The organism is Gilvibacter sp. (assembly GCF_965601605.1).
In the GTDB taxonomy this organism is placed as follows: domain Bacteria; phylum Bacteroidota; class Bacteroidia; order Flavobacteriales; family Flavobacteriaceae; genus Gilvibacter.
This window is the reverse complement of record NZ_CBFCWJ010000024.1, coordinates 54,787-69,256: the sequence shown is the minus strand read 5'-3', so window position 1 is coordinate 69,256 and position 14,470 is coordinate 54,787. Positions and strand designations below refer to the sequence as shown.

Sequence of the window (14,470 nt, the reverse complement as noted above, 5' to 3'; positions counted from 1 at the left end):
TTTTGCTTTTATTTCTATCTTTCTGATCCCCAACGCAGAAACTATGAAATCAACTACCGCAAAACCTAGCTCAATTGGAAAGCTTCAGTGTAAATTATTCGGACACAAACTCATACTGCAACAAAAAGTAACAGATTCTGTCAGTGAATACTGTTGTACAAGATGTGGCGGAGAATTTAGCACAAATCCTCAAGGTAAATTGGAACGCCTCACCAATAAAACAAAAGAGATCAACGAATGCTTACGCGATCTTTTTATCAGACGCGCCAAACACAGAGTCCCTAACGTAACGCCTTAACCTACTTATGTTTTTCAAAATCCTCCGCTGTAAAATATTCGGTCACAATTACGAACTGATCGAAAAACATCACTTTCAAATTAACGAATACCGCTGCAGTTGCTGTAAAAAGGAATTTACAGATGACGGTTACGGAAGAAAGGTTCCATTAAACGAATATTGGAGACAGACCAACAACCGTTTCAGAACCTACCTCAACGAGATTTATTCTTGATCCTCTTCTTTGTTGAATGCATTCCAACCTCGAGCGACAATTGGAATTTTTGTATTGGCTCGAGTGATTAGGTGTACTCCTTCATTTTCTGGAGTCATATGCCCAACCACCGTTAAGTTTGGATTCCCTTTGATCTTGTCAAAGTCTGAAGTACTAATGGTAAAGAGCAATTCATAGTCTTCTCCTCCGTTGAGCGCCATAGTTGTGCTATCAACTTCAAACTCTTCACAGACAGAAATAAACTGAGGATCCAAGGGTAATTTAACTTCATAAAGATTACAACCTACTTGGCTTTGTTTACAGAGGTGTAAGATCTCAGAGGACAACCCATCACTCACATCAATCATAGCCGTTGGCTTTACCTCAAGGGCTTTGAGCAACTCACGAATGTCTTTTCGCGCTTCTGGCTTAAGCTGACGCTCCAAGAGATAGGTGTATTCTTCCAAGTCAGGTTGCATGTTCGGATTTACCTTGTAAACCTCTTTTTCACGCTCCAAAACTTGCAATCCCATATAGGCCGCACCGATATCCCCTGTAACCACCAACAGATCATTGGCCTGAGCTCCACTGCGAAGCACAACCTCTTCCGCAGCAACACTTCCAATAGCAGTAACTGAAATGATCAGTCCCGTCATAGAACTGGTCGTATCGCCACCAATAAGATCTACCTTATATATATCACAAGCCGTTTTGATACCCGCATAAAGTTCTTCCAAGGCCTCCACTGGGAAGCGGTTAGATACCGCTATGGAAACGGTGATCTGTTTGGCCTCGGCATTCATGGCGTAGACATCAGATAAATTCACCACGACGGCCTTATAGCCTAAATGCTTTAAGGGCATATAACTCAGGTCAAAATGAACCCCTTCTACCAAGAGATCGGTAGTGACTACCAGTTGCCGATCTTCTTGAACAATGGCGGCATCATCACCAATACCTTTTACAGTAGTTTCGTGTTTGATCTCAAAGTGTTTAGTGAGGTGATCAATCAGTCCAAATTCACCAAATTCAGACAGCGGAGTGCGTGATTCGTCCTTGTTTTTTAACATGCCAGATACCCTTAAGTATGTTGATAATCTTTAATTTGCAAAGGTATGGTAACTTTAAAGACTAAACTAGTAATTGGGATGCTAATGGCGTCTCTCAGCCTTGTTGGACTCAGCAGTTGTTCTTCGGATGACAGCCGTCCCACAGACCCAGTAACCAATGATGACGACAACTCAGGTGGTGATCCTGTTGACGATGGCCCAAGCATCATCGGATTTTTAGCTTGTGAAGGTGGACAAGCCGGAGTTTATCCCTGTTCTGGAATGAATTTGATGAGCCAGATTCCCATCGAACTTTTTGAAGCTACTCGCGGGAATGATTCCTGGGGTTGGGTGGATCCAACCACAGGTAGGGAATACGCTTTAATGGGTCTGAATAACGGTACTGCTTTTGTGGACATCACCAGTCCTTCCAATCCGCTCTATTTAGGAAAATTACCCACAGCCTCAACCTCGAGCAATTGGCGCGATATCAAAGTATTCAACAACCATGCTTTTATTGTGGCAGAAGCGTCTGGTCACGGCATGCAAGTTTTTGATCTGACCAAACTCCGCGATGTCAGCAACCCACCGGAGACCTTTAGTGCAGACGCATTATTGACGGAATTTGGAAGCGCTCATAATATTGTGATCAATGAAGATACAGGTTACGCCTATGCGGTTGGAGCCAGTGATTTTGAGGGAGGACCGCTGTTTATCAATATTCAAGATCCTATTAACCCTGTGGTTGAAGGCGGATATGCAGACGGCAATTATACCCATGACGCTCAAGTAGTGACTTACAATGGCCCGGATACCGAACATTTAGGCAAAGAAATATTTATAGGCAGTAATGAAGACGAGATTGTTATTGTGGACATTACGGACAAAACCAATCCAATTGCCTTATCTACAATAGCATACACCAATGTCGGTTATACGCATCAAGGTTGGTTTACAGAAGATCAACGCTACTTCTTACTGGGCGATGAACTAGACGAAGTTCAAATTGGCACCAGAAGCAGAACTATTGTTTTTGATTTTTCTGATCTGGACACTCCCGCGGTTCACACTACATATTTGGGACCAACCTTCGCCATTGACCACAACGGCTATGTACTGAACAACGATTTCTACCTGGCCAATTATACGGCGGGAATCCGACAAATTGATCTCAGCGATATAGCCTCAGCTTCAATGACTGAGCTCGCTTTTTTTGATACCTATCCAGACAACGACGACGCCTCCTTTAACGGAGTTTGGAGTGTCTATCCATACCTGCCCAGCGGTAATATCATAGTCAGTGACATATCTGGCGGGCTATTTATCGTTGCAAGGCAGTAGGGTAAGACCCGACTAAATTGTTTTAAATTAGCATACTAATTGCTATTTCATGAAAAAGACATTACTCGCGCTGCTTTTTATAAGCACTAATCTGGTCATGGGCCAGATCCCTTGTGAATCTGGTTCCGCCGATGGTTTTCCTTGTGAAGGCCTTGATTTGATGGACCGAATTCCTTTAGCTGATTTCGATGCCAGTTTGGCTAATGATAATTGGGGGTGGACCGATCCAGAAACCGGGGGCGAATACGCCATTATTGGCCTCAGTAACGGAACCGCCTTTGTAGATGTGACCGATCCCTTGGATGTAGTTTACTTAGGAAAGCTTCCCACCTTTACGGACCCGAGCATTTGGCGCGATATTAAAGTCTACGACAACCACGCCTTTATTGTAAGTGAAGCAGACGGTCACGGGATGCAGGTATTTGATTTGACTCGACTTAGAACTGTAAGCAGTCCTCCTGTGACTTTTGATGAAGATGCTCATTACTCTGGTTTCGGAAGCGCACACAATATTGCTATCAATGAAGACACTGGATTTGCCTACGCCATTGGTACGGACACTTTTAGTGGTGGAATTCATATGGTAAATATTCAATCTCCATTAAGTCCTCAGTTTGCGGGAGGTTATGCTGATAGTGGTTACACCCATGATGCGCAAATTGTGACCTATAGCGGACCTGACGGTACACACACAGGAAAAGAACTCTTCTTTGGTAGCAATGAAGACGTAGTTGTTATTGTTGATGTGACTGACAAGGACAATCCAATCTTGCTTTCGGCAGTGAACTACAGTGATATTGGATATACGCACCAGGGCTGGCTGACTGAAGATCAACGTTATTTCTTGTTGGCGGATGAGGTAGATGAGATCATCTTCGGATTTGAAACCAAAACCATCATTTTTGATGTTTCTGATATTGACAATCCGGAATTCGCCTTTAATTACTTCAGTCAAAATCCATCCACAGACCACAACGGTTATGTAGTGGGAGATCAATTCTATTTAGCCAGTTACCGCGCAGGATTGCGTATTCTAGACTTGACCGGGATTGACTCCGGAACGATAGTAGAATCACACTATTTTGACACTTGGCCGAGCAGCGACAATGCAGGTACTGGAAATGGGTCTTGGAACGTCTATCCCTTCTTTGAAAGTGGAAACATTGTGGTTTCTGACCAAGACAATGGATTCTTTTTAGTTCGAGACAATAGCGTTTTAAGCACTGTTGACCAAGAGATCTTAGAGGCTATGGCTTATCCGAATCCAATGCAAGAACAGCTAACGGTTCAATACGGCGCTCCAATTGAGCATGTTCAGATCTTCAACTTAACAGGACAATTGGTTAAAGACTTAGAATTCACAAATGGCCTAGACGCGATCAATATAGACGTTAGTGGTCTTTCTGCTGGATTTTACGTGCTTCAGGTAAATGATGCAGCGGTTCAAAAACTGATGAAACGATAGATGATTCACAAATATTGGTACATATTATTGTTGGTTTTTGTCTTGGGCGGCTGTTCTGAGAGCGATCTGCCTGCGGACAATACAGACGACAGCGGACAAACGGATGACACCACTGACGACAGTGGACAGACCGCCGACTTCGAAGGTGTGGTTGACTGGCAATTCACCTATGGTGGCTCCGGAGACGATATTGCTAATGCCGTAGTAACCACCACAGATGGAGGCTTTGCCGTTTTGGGATACACCCAAAGCAATGACGGCGATATAACCGATAAAACTGCAACAGACAGTGATTATTGGGTCCTGAAACTCGATGCCAACGGCGCTATAGTGTGGAGCCGAACTTATGGTGGTTCTGCCGATGATCGCGGTGCGGATATCATTGAAACTGCCGATGGTGGTTTTGCTGTAGCTGGGTTTAGCCGATCTTCTGATGGTGATGCCACCGAAAATGCAGGCTTTCAAGACTATTGGATCGTAAAACTTTCAGCTTCCGGCGATGTGCAATGGCAGCAGAGTTATGGTTTCGCGGGTAGCGACCAGGCCAGTTCCGTGATTCAAACTACGGACGGCGGCTACTTCGTGAGCGGATTTTTAGACATTACTGCCAGCGGTGGCGCCGGAAACGATGGCTTTGCAAGCGCTCCTTCTGCAGCACCAAAGCACGGTGTGGGAGAGTTCTGGGGCATGCGATTGGACGCTAACGGCCAACTCATTTGGAGACGATTCTTTGGCGGAACAAATAACGACAGAAGCTATCAAGTGTTGCAAACGCAAGACGGAGGATTTCTGATGACTGGAGCCTCTGAAAGCGATGATTTTGACATCTCTAGCCCTAAAGGCAGTTATGATTATTGGGCCGTGAAGATCAACAATAGCGGAGATCTGGTTTGGGAAAAATCCTTTGGCGGCTCTGAAATTGACATTGCCTATGGCTTGGTAGAATCTGCTCCTGGAACCTACGTAATGGTTGGTGATAGCCGCAGTGCTGATGGTGACGTTTCTTCTCCCAAAGGCAATGCAGATCTTTGGGCGGTGGCCTTTGACAGTAGCGGGAACTTCCTCTGGGAGGAAAGCTATGGAGGCAGCTTATTTGAGTCAGCTCGTGCTGTAAATCAAATGAGTACAGGAGAGCTCATTATGGCCGGTACTACCAGAAGTAATGATGGTCAAGTCGGAACGAATCAAGGCCAAAATGACGCTTGGGTTATTATGACCACGGCCTCAGGAAATTTGGTATGGCAAGACAGCAGAGGCGGCTCTGGAGTTGAACTCTTTAACGACTGCGCTCCTATTGGCGCCAATGCACTAATTGTTGTTGGTGATACAGACAGCTCCGACGGTGATATTAGTTTGAATAAAGGCGGGAAAGACGCCTTGATTGTAAAGTATAAATAATGAAAAAGATATTCCTTTTAACCTTTGCTGTTGCAGCTTTAATTAGCTGTAAATCAGATGACAATCAGGCTGCCCCTGGGGAGGTTAATCTCGTTTTTAAAAATCAAGTTGCGGGCAATGATCTGATCTTGTCCTCACAAACCTATTCCAATGCTTCTGGCGAATCTTATCGCGTAAACGAGTTAAAGTACATCATCAGTGACATTGTGCTTATTGGCGCCAATGGACAAGAGTTTGTTGTACCTCAAAGTGAAAGCTATTTTGTTGTAAACGAAGCTGATAACGGCAGCAAGACCTTAAGCATACCAGAAGTAGAAGGGCGCAAATACTCCAAGATCCGTTTTGGTTTTGGGGTGGATCAATCCAACTATCCGCTTAACGGAGTAAACAATTTTATTCCAACGGCAGAAGAAACTGGAATGCTGTGGAGCTGGTCAGCAGGTTATAAATTCATCAAATTTGAAGGGGATTATGATACCGACACCACTACCGATGCGCCTTTCATTATACATGTAGGTTCTCATGGAACCACTTTGGACAATTACAAGACCATTGAGTTGGATCTGACCACAGACATCTCTGTGAACGATAACACCAGCAATGTGAATCTGATCTTTGACGTTGCCCGAATTTTTGATGCGGGACTTCAGAGTTTTTCGTTGCAAGAGAAGGACGATATTCAGGTAGACCCTGTTTATGCACCGATCATTGCCAGCAATATTTCAACAGCATTTTCTGCGGAGTAACTCATGATCAAACAGTTTTACATATTATTTCTAGTTGTGCTTTTGAGCGCCTGCGGGGAGAACGAACCCTATGAGGATGCACCAGTGGCCGAAGATCCCTTGGAGGAGACCTTAGAAGTAGATGTAGCGCTGACTTTGGAGATCCCGGATTACTTCCCGGACCTGACTTACGACCTGAGCCAAAACCCTCCTACTCAAAACGGTTTTGTCTTGGGTAAAAAGTTATTTTATGACGGCCGTCTGGCCTCTGATGGTGTGGTTTCCTGCGGGTTTTGCCACATCCAAGCCTTTGCTTTTACCCACCATACTCACATTACGAGTCACGGCGTTAATGGCGCCATTGGCAAGCGCAATGCGCAACCGCTTCACAATTTGGCTTTTATGCAAGAGTTCACCTGGGATGGCGCTGCTGGGCACTTGGATGCTCAGCCTATTATACCCATCACTGCTGAGGTCGAAATGAACAATACCTTCAACAATATTGTGACCACTTTGAGTCAAGATCCCGAGTATGTTGAAATGTTTGCAGCGGCCTTTGATAACGGGCAAATAGACCCAGATAATATTTTAAAAGCGTTGTCTCAATTCATGCTGATGATGGTTTCTGCGGATAGTAAGTACGACCGCTTTTTACGCAATGATGGCACCACCCTCACCGCCGACGAAACAGCCGGTTTAGGCCTCTTTGAAGCCAAGTGTTCCAGTTGTCATTCTGGAGTATTACAAACGGATCAGACCTATAGAAACAATGGCCTCAATATTGACCCTGAGTTCAATGATATCGGGCGTTTTCGCGTTACAGGACAGCCAAGCGATAGCCTAAAGTTTAAAGTACCTAGCCTCCGTAATATTGAGGCGACTTTCCCCTATATGCATGACGGTCGGATTCCAGATCTGGAGGCTGTTTTAGATCATTATTCCGACGGAATTGTGGATAGCCCAACATTAGATCCGCTGCTACGCAACGCTGACGGCAGTTTGGGAATCCCTTTGACTGAGGCTGAAAAAGCCCAGATCATCGCCTTTCTAAAAACCCTGACAGACGACAATTTTATCTTCGACGATCGCTTCGCGGAATTCTAGGTCAGAATCATCGAAAACCCTTATTATTCCATGCGTTTTAATAATATGTTAAAACGTTAAACACAGCGCGTTTTGCCGTATATTTGCATACAATTTACAATCAGTCTATAGAGGAATGATCAAGGTAAGTGATATCGCAAAAACCAAACTAGCCCAACTCATGCAAGAAGAGGGCTTTAATGCTACTACAGATTTTGTGCGCGTAGGCGTCAAAAGTGGTGGCTGTTCTGGCTTGTCCTATGAACTCAAATTTGACAACAGCAAAGCGGATGAAGACAAGATCTTTGAAGACAACGCTGTTCGCATATTGGTAGACAAGCGCAGCTTCCTGTACTTGGTGGGAACCACCTTGGAATACAGTGGAGGACTCAACGGCAAAGGCTTTGTATTCAATAACCCCAACGCTAACAGAACCTGTGGCTGCGGAGAAAGCTTTTCGCTCTAATTTTTAAGCAATCAATCCATGAATAAGTTTACTGAAGACGATTTAAAAAAGGAACTCGAGACCAAAGAGTACGAGTATGGATTCTATACCGATATTGAGTCCGATACCTTTCCTGTGGGATTGAACGAAGATATTGTTCGCGCCATTTCTAAAAAGAAGGAAGAGCCCGAATGGATGACCGAATGGCGTCTAGAGGCTTTCCGTTACTGGCAGGAAATGGAAGAGCCAGAATGGGCCAATGTGAACTACGACAAACCCGATTTTCAAGCCATTTCTTATTATTCGGCTCCTGCAAAGAAGGCCAAATATGAGAGCTTGGATGAAGTAGATCCAGAATTGTTGGAGACTTTCAACAAACTGGGAATCTCCTTAGAGGAGCAAAAGAAGCTTGCCGGAGTTGCCGTAGACATCGTGATGGACTCCGTTTCTGTTGCAACAACCTTTAAAGAGACTTTGGCAGAGAAGGGAATCATATTCTGTTCCATCTCAGAAGCCATCCAAGAACATCCGGAACTAGTAAAGAAGTATATCGGGTCTGTGGTACCACAGCGGGACAACTTTTACGCCGCTTTAAATTCGGCAGTATTTAGTGACGGATCGTTCTGTTATATCCCAAAGGGAGTAAGATGCCCCATGGAGCTTTCCACGTATTTTAGAATCAATCAGGCCGGAACCGGACAGTTTGAAAGAACTTTGGTAATCGCTGATGAAGGTTCTTACGTAAGCTACTTAGAAGGATGTACCGCACCATCGCGTGATGAGAACCAATTGCACGCCGCAGTGGTAGAACTCATTGCTTTGGATGATGCAGAGATCAAATACAGCACCGTACAGAACTGGTACCCTGGTGGAAAAGACGGAAAAGGTGGAGTTTTCAACTTTGTAACCAAGCGTGGACTTTGTGAGACCAATGCCAAGATCAGCTGGACACAAGTAGAAACTGGATCCGCAGTAACCTGGAAATACCCAAGCTGTGTACTTAAAGGAAACAACTCGATCGGAGAATTCTACTCCATCGCCGTGACCAACAACTACCAGCAGGCAGATACAGGAACCAAAATGATCCACCTCGGGAAGAACACCCGCAGTACGATTATCTCCAAGGGAATCTCTGCCGGGAAATCGCAGAACTCGTATCGCGGATTGGTGCAGATCAATTCTAGAGCTGAGAACGCGCGTAACTTCTCGCAGTGTGATTCACTATTGATGGGTAACGAGTGTGGGGCACATACCTTCCCATACATTGAGGCGAAAAATAAATCAGCAACCATCGAACACGAAGCAACTACGAGTAAAATCGGGGAAGACCAGATCTTCTACTGCAACCAACGCGGTATTGATACCGAAAAGGCGATCGCGCTTATCGTGAACGGATTCAGCAAAGAAGTTTTGAATAAACTCCCGATGGAATTCGCCGTGGAAGCTCAGAAACTATTAGAAATCAGCCTGGAAGGCTCAGTAGGATAAGCATGAGAAAACTAGCGACTCTATTTTTCATTTTTGCCCTAATGGCAAGCTGTGCAGAAGAACAATCTGCAGACACTAAAAAATACAAAGGCAACTTTTTGCTTTTTGAAGACAATGCAGTACTCGAAGTGAATGAAGTCATGTATACGGTCAAAAACGATGCAATGACTCAAGAACTAGCCACTAAGGCTGCGAGCTGGCAGAAGACGCCTTTTGACATGGTTCCGGTAACCCTGGAAGCTGTTGTAGAGGCAAAACCTGCCAATGCAGAAGGTTGGGATTCCATCCTAACTATCAAGAGAATTGTAGAAGTAAGCCCGACAGCTGTCGGACCGGATATAGAAATTGAAGAAACAAATCAGTAAGATGTTACAGATAGAAAATTTGCACGCAAGTGTAGAAGACAAAGACATTCTAAAAGGAATTGACCTGCAAATCGGTGCCGGAGAGGTACACGCCATCATGGGTCCAAACGGTTCTGGTAAAAGTACCTTGGCCTCTGTGATCGCAGGAAACGAGGACTATGAAATGACAGAAGGCAACTTACTGTTAGAAGGAGAAGATATTTCAGAATTGGATCCGGAAGAGCGCGCTCATCACGGCGTATTCCTTTCTTTCCAGTATCCAGTGGAGATCCCGGGAGTATCGGTAACCAACTTTGTAAAGACCGCCATCAATGAAACGCGCAAAGCTCAAGGCATGGAAGAAATGCCAGCTGCCGAGATGTTGAAAAAGATCCGCGAAAAAGCTGCTTTGTTAGAAATTGATCGCAAGTTCTTATCCCGTTCCTTGAATGAAGGATTCTCCGGAGGTGAGAAAAAGCGTAACGAGATCTTCCAAATGGCTATGCTTGAACCTAAGTTGGCTATTTTGGATGAGACTGACTCTGGTTTGGATATTGACGCCTTACGTATTGTTGCAAACGGAGTGAATAAACTCCGCAGTGAAAACAATGCCGTTTTGGTCATTACGCACTACCAACGTCTTTTGGATTACATCGTTCCAGATAAAGTACACGTACTTATGGATGGGAAGATCGTAAAGTCAGGAGACAAGGATTTAGCGCTTAAGCTAGAAGAGAAAGGATACGACTGGATCAAAGAAGAAGTTAAAACGGCTTAAAGATGAGTTTAAAAGATAAATTGATCTCTTCTTATATGGCCTACGAGGACTCGTTGGATCAAGAGCACTTGATTCACGACATCCGCTCTGCTGCCATTAAGAACTTTGAGAATACCGGCTTCCCAACGCGAAAGCATGAGGCTTGGAAATACACGCCGCTCGACAAAATGCTTAAAGCGGATTACACGGTTTTTCCAAAGAAGTCAAACACTTTGGAATACAAGAATGTAAAGCAATACTTCTTGCATGATGTAGACACCTACAAAATTGTTTTTGTAGACGGCGTTTACTCTTCTTTCTTGTCTGAAACGACGCATGAGGGCATTGATGTTTGCTTACTGTCTTCCGCATTGAGCAAAGACAAATACCGTCCGGTGATTGAAGCTTATTTCAACAAAGCTGCGGAAACGGACAGCATCACCTCACTCAATACGGCCTTTGCCAAAGAAGGTGCTTACATCTTTATTCCAGCGCACAAGGAAGTAGAAAAGCCTATTGAGATCATCAACTTTGCTACAGGTAGTGAAGCGGCACTGATGATCCAACCGCGCAACTTAGTGGTTGTTGGTGAGAACGCACATGTGCAGATCATTGAACGTCACCAAAGCTTGGCAGAGCACCCGATCTTGACCAATTCGGTTACGGAGATCTTTGCTGAAAAGCGCGCTTATATTGATTATTACAAAGTACAGAACGATGTAGAGACTGCTTCTTTAATTGATAGTACTTATATCAAGCAAGAGCGTGATAGCAATTGCCGTGTGCATACCTTCTCTTTTGGCGGAAAACTGATCAGAAACAATCTGAACTTCTACCAACAAGGACAGCACTGCGATTCTACCTTGAAAGGGGTGACCATTATTGAGAAGAAGCAACACGTGGACCACTCTACTTTGGTACATCACCAATCACCAAACTGTAAGAGTCATCAGGACTACAAAGGAATCTATGACGATTCTGCAGTTGGAGTATTCAACGGTAAGGTGATGGTGGATAAGATCGCGCAAAAGATCGACGCCTTCCAACAGAACAACAATATCTTGATCAGCGATAAGGCAACCATCAACGCCAAACCACAACTAGAGATCTTTGCAGATGACGTAAAGTGTTCTCACGGTTGTACTATTGGACAGTTAGATGAAGACGCGCTATTCTATCTGCGTTCACGCGGGATTGGAAAGAAAGAGGCTAATGCCCTTTTGATGTATGCCTTTGCTAACAATGTTTTGGAAAGTGTAAAGATCCCAGAATTGAAAAATAGAATCAACGGATTGATCGCTGAAAAGATTGGCGTTCAACTCGGATTTGATCTGTAATATATAGCCCTAAATTTAGATGAATCAAACAGCCAAAATACCTTTTGATGTAGCCGCTATCCGCAAAGAGTTCCCTATTCTCAAGCGCGAGGTAAACGGTTATCCTTTGGTGTATTTTGACAACGCAGCCACGTCTCAGAAACCTCAAGTGGTCATTGACAGTATTGTAGACTACTACAGCAACTACAATGCGAACATTCACCGCGGAGTACACGCATTATCACAAGAGGCTACAGATGCATATGAGGCTGCGCGCAAAAAGATTCAGAAATTCATCGGGGCAGAAAAACAACACGAAGTGATCTTCACTTCGGGAACCACTCACAGTATCAATATTGTGGCCAACGGCTTCAGTCATTTACTTCAAAGCGGTGATGAGATCTTGGTCTCTGCCATGGAGCACCATTCCAATATTGTGCCCTGGCAAATGCTTTGTGAGCGCACTGGAGCAAGCCTGAAGGTAATTCCAATGAACGAGGACGGTACCTTGATCATGGAAGACTATCAGGCGCTTTTAAGCGCCAAAACCAAACTGGTCTTTGTTAATCATATTTCCAATGCTTTAGGGACGATCAATCCCGTGAAGGAGATCATTGCCCTAGCCCATGAGCACGGAGCGGCGGTTTTAATTGATGGAGCACAATCTTGTGCACACCAAGCTGTGGATGTACAAGAATTAGACGCCGATTTCTATGTGAGTTCTGCGCATAAAATGTGCGGCCCTACAGGAATTGGTTTCTTATACGGCAAGGAATCTTGGCTCAATAAACTGCCTCCTTATCAAGGAGGTGGTGAGATGATCAAAGAGGTGACTTTTGAGAAGACCACCTACGCAGAATTGCCACACAAATTTGAAGCCGGAACACCTAATGTGTCTGGTGGAATTGCCTTTGGAATTGCCATTGACTACCTAAATTCCATAGGCTTGCAAGCTATTGCAGATTACGAGAATGAGCTACTAGAATACGGAACTCAGCAGCTTTTGACCCTTCCTGGATTGCGTATTTATGGAACGACAAAAGCAAAGACCTCGGTTATTTCTTTTAATTTAGAGGGCGTGCATCCGTATGATGTTGGCACCATTCTTGACAAATTAGGTATAGCAGTGCGAACCGGACACCACTGTGCGCAGCCCATTATGGACTTTTATAAGATCCCTGGGACCGTACGAGCGTCCTTTTCATTTTACAACACTACCGAGGAAATTGATCGATTGGTAGCTGGAGTAAAACGCGCACAGCAAATGCTTAGTTAAACCTAAATTTGAAGTCTATGCGAATCGCGATATTATTAGTACTCGGCTTAATGTTGAGTTGTAACGGCAGTAAACAAAGCGCAGCAAGCGGTAAATCCAAAGCAGATATGAACCTCAACGGTAATTACAAAGTAGTTACTATGAATGGAGAAGCCTTTGCTGATCAAGGTATGGAGCTCATTTTTGACCCCAATACCAACAGTGTAAATGGTTCCTCTGGATGTAATAAGTTGTTTGGAAACTTCACTCAGACTGATGGCAGTATATCTATTGAGGCTCTAGGGTCGACCAAGATGTTCTGTGAAGGAAGAATGGACCTAGAAAAGCAGTTGATTCAAGGACTTACTGCAGTCAATGGTGTTGCAGCTACTGATGACGGTAAATTGAACTTAATGAACGGCGATACCGTTTTAATGCAATTGGAAAAAATAGCAGAATGACCATAGCGGAAATTCAAGAAGAAATAATTGACGAGTTTGCATTCTTTGAAGATTGGATGCAGCGCTACGAGCACATGATCGCTTTAGGGAAATCATTGCCTCTGGTAGATCCGCAGTACAAAACCGATGAATTCATCATCAAAGGCTGCCAATCTAAAGTTTGGTTACATGCTGAACTCCAAGACGGACAGGTTATGCTTACTGCAGACAGTGATGCCATCATTACCAAAGGTATTGTGGCTTTGCTGATCCGGGTTTTCTCTGGACAATCCCCAGAAGCAATTGTCAATGCTGATCTTGCCTTTGTCGATGAGATCGGACTTAAGGAGCATTTGTCTCCAACCCGAGCCAATGGCTTGGTTTCAATGATCAAACAAATCAAATTATACGCAGTGGCGTATCAATCTCAATTAAAGGCATAAATATGAGCGAGCAAACCGTAGATACCGCCGAACTTGGAGAAAAGATCGTAAAGGTTTTAAAGACCATTTTTGATCCGGAGATTCCAGTTGATATTTATGAATTAGGACTTATTTACGACGTCTTGGTCAATGAAGACATGGACGTAAAAATACTAATGACACTAACCACACCAAACTGCCCGGTAGCTGAAACGCTTCCCAAGGAAGTTGAAGACAAGGTTAAATCCATTAAAGCGGTAAAAGACGCTGAAGTGGAGATCACCTTTGATCCGCCTTGGAGTCAAGACCTGATGAGCGAAGAAGCCAAACTAGAACTGGGTATGTTGTAAAAATTACAGGCATGACTACATACGGAATCGATGCCCTAGCTGTCTATATCCCCAAACTGTATTTGGATATTGCAGATCTGGCTGAAGCACGAGAAATCCCA

General features: G+C 44.2%; 17 protein-coding genes. 16 read left to right on the top strand and 1 reads right to left on the bottom strand.

Annotated features, from left to right (window positions below; genetic code table 11):
* The first annotated feature begins 43 nt into the window (after positions 1-43).
* Together ACSLP7_RS06350 and ACSLP7_RS06345 are read left to right on the top strand one after the other, a co-directional pair.
* Positions 44-298, top strand: coding sequence for a DUF1660 family phage protein (locus ACSLP7_RS06350; protein WP_435578525.1), 255 nt, complete (start codon positions 44-46; stop codon positions 296-298).
* A gap of 7 nt (positions 299-305) precedes the next feature.
* Positions 306-512, top strand: coding sequence for a hypothetical protein (locus ACSLP7_RS06345; RefSeq protein WP_435578524.1), 207 nt, complete (start codon positions 306-308; stop codon positions 510-512).
* Here ACSLP7_RS06345 and thiL read toward each other — a convergent pair.
* Entirely contained in the window at positions 503-1,561 is a 1,059-nt protein-coding gene (thiL, locus tag ACSLP7_RS06340; RefSeq protein WP_435578523.1) for a thiamine-phosphate kinase, read from the bottom strand. The genes ACSLP7_RS06345 and thiL overlap by 10 nt on opposite strands.
* A gap of 78 nt (positions 1,562-1,639) precedes the next feature.
* On the opposite strand from thiL, the gene ACSLP7_RS06335 reads away from it, so the two are divergent.
* The 14 genes from ACSLP7_RS06335 to ACSLP7_RS06270 all read left to right on the top strand — a co-directional run bounded on the left by ACSLP7_RS06335 (position 1,640) and on the right by ACSLP7_RS06270 (position 14,369).
* Positions 1,640-2,881, top strand: coding sequence for a choice-of-anchor B family protein (locus ACSLP7_RS06335; RefSeq protein WP_435578555.1), 1,242 nt, complete (start codon positions 1,640-1,642; stop codon positions 2,879-2,881).
* Between the two features lie 49 nt (positions 2,882-2,930).
* On the top strand, positions 2,931-4,346 hold the full coding sequence (locus ACSLP7_RS06330) for a choice-of-anchor B family protein (protein WP_435578522.1): 1,416 nt from the start codon (positions 2,931-2,933) through the stop codon (positions 4,344-4,346).
* Positions 4,347-5,744: a hypothetical protein gene (locus ACSLP7_RS06325; protein WP_435578521.1), complete on the top strand. Its 1,398-nt coding sequence runs from the start codon at positions 4,347-4,349 to the stop codon at positions 5,742-5,744.
* Positions 5,744-6,490, top strand: a complete 747-nt coding sequence (locus ACSLP7_RS06320; protein ID WP_435578520.1) for an MbnP family protein — start codon at positions 5,744-5,746, stop codon at positions 6,488-6,490. The genes ACSLP7_RS06325 and ACSLP7_RS06320 overlap by 1 nt, the downstream gene beginning before the upstream one ends.
* A gap of 3 nt (positions 6,491-6,493) precedes the next feature.
* Positions 6,494-7,573, top strand: coding sequence for a cytochrome-c peroxidase (locus tag ACSLP7_RS06315; protein WP_435578519.1), 1,080 nt, complete (start codon positions 6,494-6,496; stop codon positions 7,571-7,573).
* 115 nt (positions 7,574-7,688) lie between these two features.
* Positions 7,689-8,018, top strand: a complete 330-nt coding sequence (locus ACSLP7_RS06310) for a HesB/IscA family protein (protein WP_272831240.1) — start codon at positions 7,689-7,691, stop codon at positions 8,016-8,018.
* 18 nt (positions 8,019-8,036) lie between these two features.
* Positions 8,037-9,485 (top strand): Fe-S cluster assembly protein SufB, encoded by a 1,449-nt coding sequence (gene sufB, locus ACSLP7_RS06305; protein ID WP_272831239.1) that lies wholly within the window; start codon positions 8,037-8,039, stop codon positions 9,483-9,485.
* A gap of 2 nt (positions 9,486-9,487) precedes the next feature.
* Positions 9,488-9,850 carry a hypothetical protein gene (locus tag ACSLP7_RS06300; protein WP_435578518.1) on the top strand — a complete coding sequence of 121 codons (363 nt, stop codon included), beginning with the start codon at positions 9,488-9,490 and terminating at the stop codon, positions 9,848-9,850.
* A 1-nt stretch (position 9,851) separates the two neighbouring features.
* The gene (gene sufC, locus ACSLP7_RS06295) at positions 9,852-10,607 is read left to right on the top strand and encodes a Fe-S cluster assembly ATPase SufC (RefSeq protein WP_272831236.1); all 756 of its coding nucleotides are present in this window, start codon (positions 9,852-9,854) and stop codon (positions 10,605-10,607) included.
* 2 nt (positions 10,608-10,609) lie between these two features.
* Positions 10,610-11,923, top strand: coding sequence for a Fe-S cluster assembly protein SufD (gene sufD, locus ACSLP7_RS06290; protein WP_435578517.1), 1,314 nt, complete (start codon positions 10,610-10,612; stop codon positions 11,921-11,923).
* A 19-nt stretch (positions 11,924-11,942) separates the two neighbouring features.
* Complete coding sequence (locus ACSLP7_RS06285; RefSeq protein ID WP_435578516.1) at positions 11,943-13,178, top strand: aminotransferase class V-fold PLP-dependent enzyme; 1,236 nt, start codon at positions 11,943-11,945, stop codon at positions 13,176-13,178.
* Positions 13,179-13,195: 17 nt separating this feature from the next.
* Positions 13,196-13,618, top strand: coding sequence for an META domain-containing protein (locus ACSLP7_RS06280; RefSeq protein WP_435578515.1), 423 nt, complete (start codon positions 13,196-13,198; stop codon positions 13,616-13,618).
* Complete coding sequence (locus ACSLP7_RS06275; RefSeq protein ID WP_435578514.1) at positions 13,615-14,040, top strand: SufE family protein; 426 nt, start codon at positions 13,615-13,617, stop codon at positions 14,038-14,040. The genes ACSLP7_RS06280 and ACSLP7_RS06275 overlap by 4 nt, the downstream gene beginning before the upstream one ends.
* A 2-nt stretch (positions 14,041-14,042) precedes the next feature.
* Positions 14,043-14,369 carry an SUF system Fe-S cluster assembly protein gene (locus tag ACSLP7_RS06270; protein ID WP_087524039.1) on the top strand — a complete coding sequence of 109 codons (327 nt, stop codon included), beginning with the start codon at positions 14,043-14,045 and terminating at the stop codon, positions 14,367-14,369.
* Positions 14,370-14,470: the final 101 nt, after the last annotated feature.

Bases quoted from the DNA above. Each gene is read 5' to 3' on its own strand.
- ACSLP7_RS06320 (WP_435578520.1), top strand. From the start codon at position 5,744: ATGAAAAAGATATTCCTTTTAACCTTTGCTGTTGCAGCTTTAATTAGC.
- ACSLP7_RS06345 (WP_435578524.1), top strand. From the start codon at position 306: ATGTTTTTCAAAATCCTCCGCTGTAAAATATTCGGTCACAATTACGAA.
- sufC (WP_272831236.1), top strand. From the start codon at position 9,852: ATGTTACAGATAGAAAATTTGCACGCAAGTGTAGAAGACAAAGACATT.
- thiL (WP_435578523.1), bottom strand. From the start codon at position 1,561: ATGTTAAAAAACAAGGACGAATCACGCACTCCGCTGTCTGAATTTGGT.
- ACSLP7_RS06310 (WP_272831240.1), top strand. From the start codon at position 7,689: ATGATCAAGGTAAGTGATATCGCAAAAACCAAACTAGCCCAACTCATG.
- ACSLP7_RS06335 (WP_435578555.1), top strand. From the start codon at position 1,640: ATGCTAATGGCGTCTCTCAGCCTTGTTGGACTCAGCAGTTGTTCTTCG.
- ACSLP7_RS06300 (WP_435578518.1), top strand. From the start codon at position 9,488: ATGAGAAAACTAGCGACTCTATTTTTCATTTTTGCCCTAATGGCAAGC.
- ACSLP7_RS06325 (WP_435578521.1), top strand. From the start codon at position 4,347: ATGATTCACAAATATTGGTACATATTATTGTTGGTTTTTGTCTTGGGC.
- ACSLP7_RS06280 (WP_435578515.1), top strand. From the start codon at position 13,196: ATGCGAATCGCGATATTATTAGTACTCGGCTTAATGTTGAGTTGTAAC.
- ACSLP7_RS06350 (WP_435578525.1), top strand. From the start codon at position 44: ATGAAATCAACTACCGCAAAACCTAGCTCAATTGGAAAGCTTCAGTGT.
- ACSLP7_RS06285 (WP_435578516.1), top strand. From the start codon at position 11,943: ATGAATCAAACAGCCAAAATACCTTTTGATGTAGCCGCTATCCGCAAA.
- sufD (WP_435578517.1), top strand. From the start codon at position 10,610: ATGAGTTTAAAAGATAAATTGATCTCTTCTTATATGGCCTACGAGGAC.
- sufB (WP_272831239.1), top strand. From the start codon at position 8,037: ATGAATAAGTTTACTGAAGACGATTTAAAAAAGGAACTCGAGACCAAA.
- ACSLP7_RS06315 (WP_435578519.1), top strand. From the start codon at position 6,494: ATGATCAAACAGTTTTACATATTATTTCTAGTTGTGCTTTTGAGCGCC.
- ACSLP7_RS06330 (WP_435578522.1), top strand. From the start codon at position 2,931: ATGAAAAAGACATTACTCGCGCTGCTTTTTATAAGCACTAATCTGGTC.
- ACSLP7_RS06270 (WP_087524039.1), top strand. From the start codon at position 14,043: ATGAGCGAGCAAACCGTAGATACCGCCGAACTTGGAGAAAAGATCGTA.
- ACSLP7_RS06275 (WP_435578514.1), top strand. From the start codon at position 13,615: ATGACCATAGCGGAAATTCAAGAAGAAATAATTGACGAGTTTGCATTC.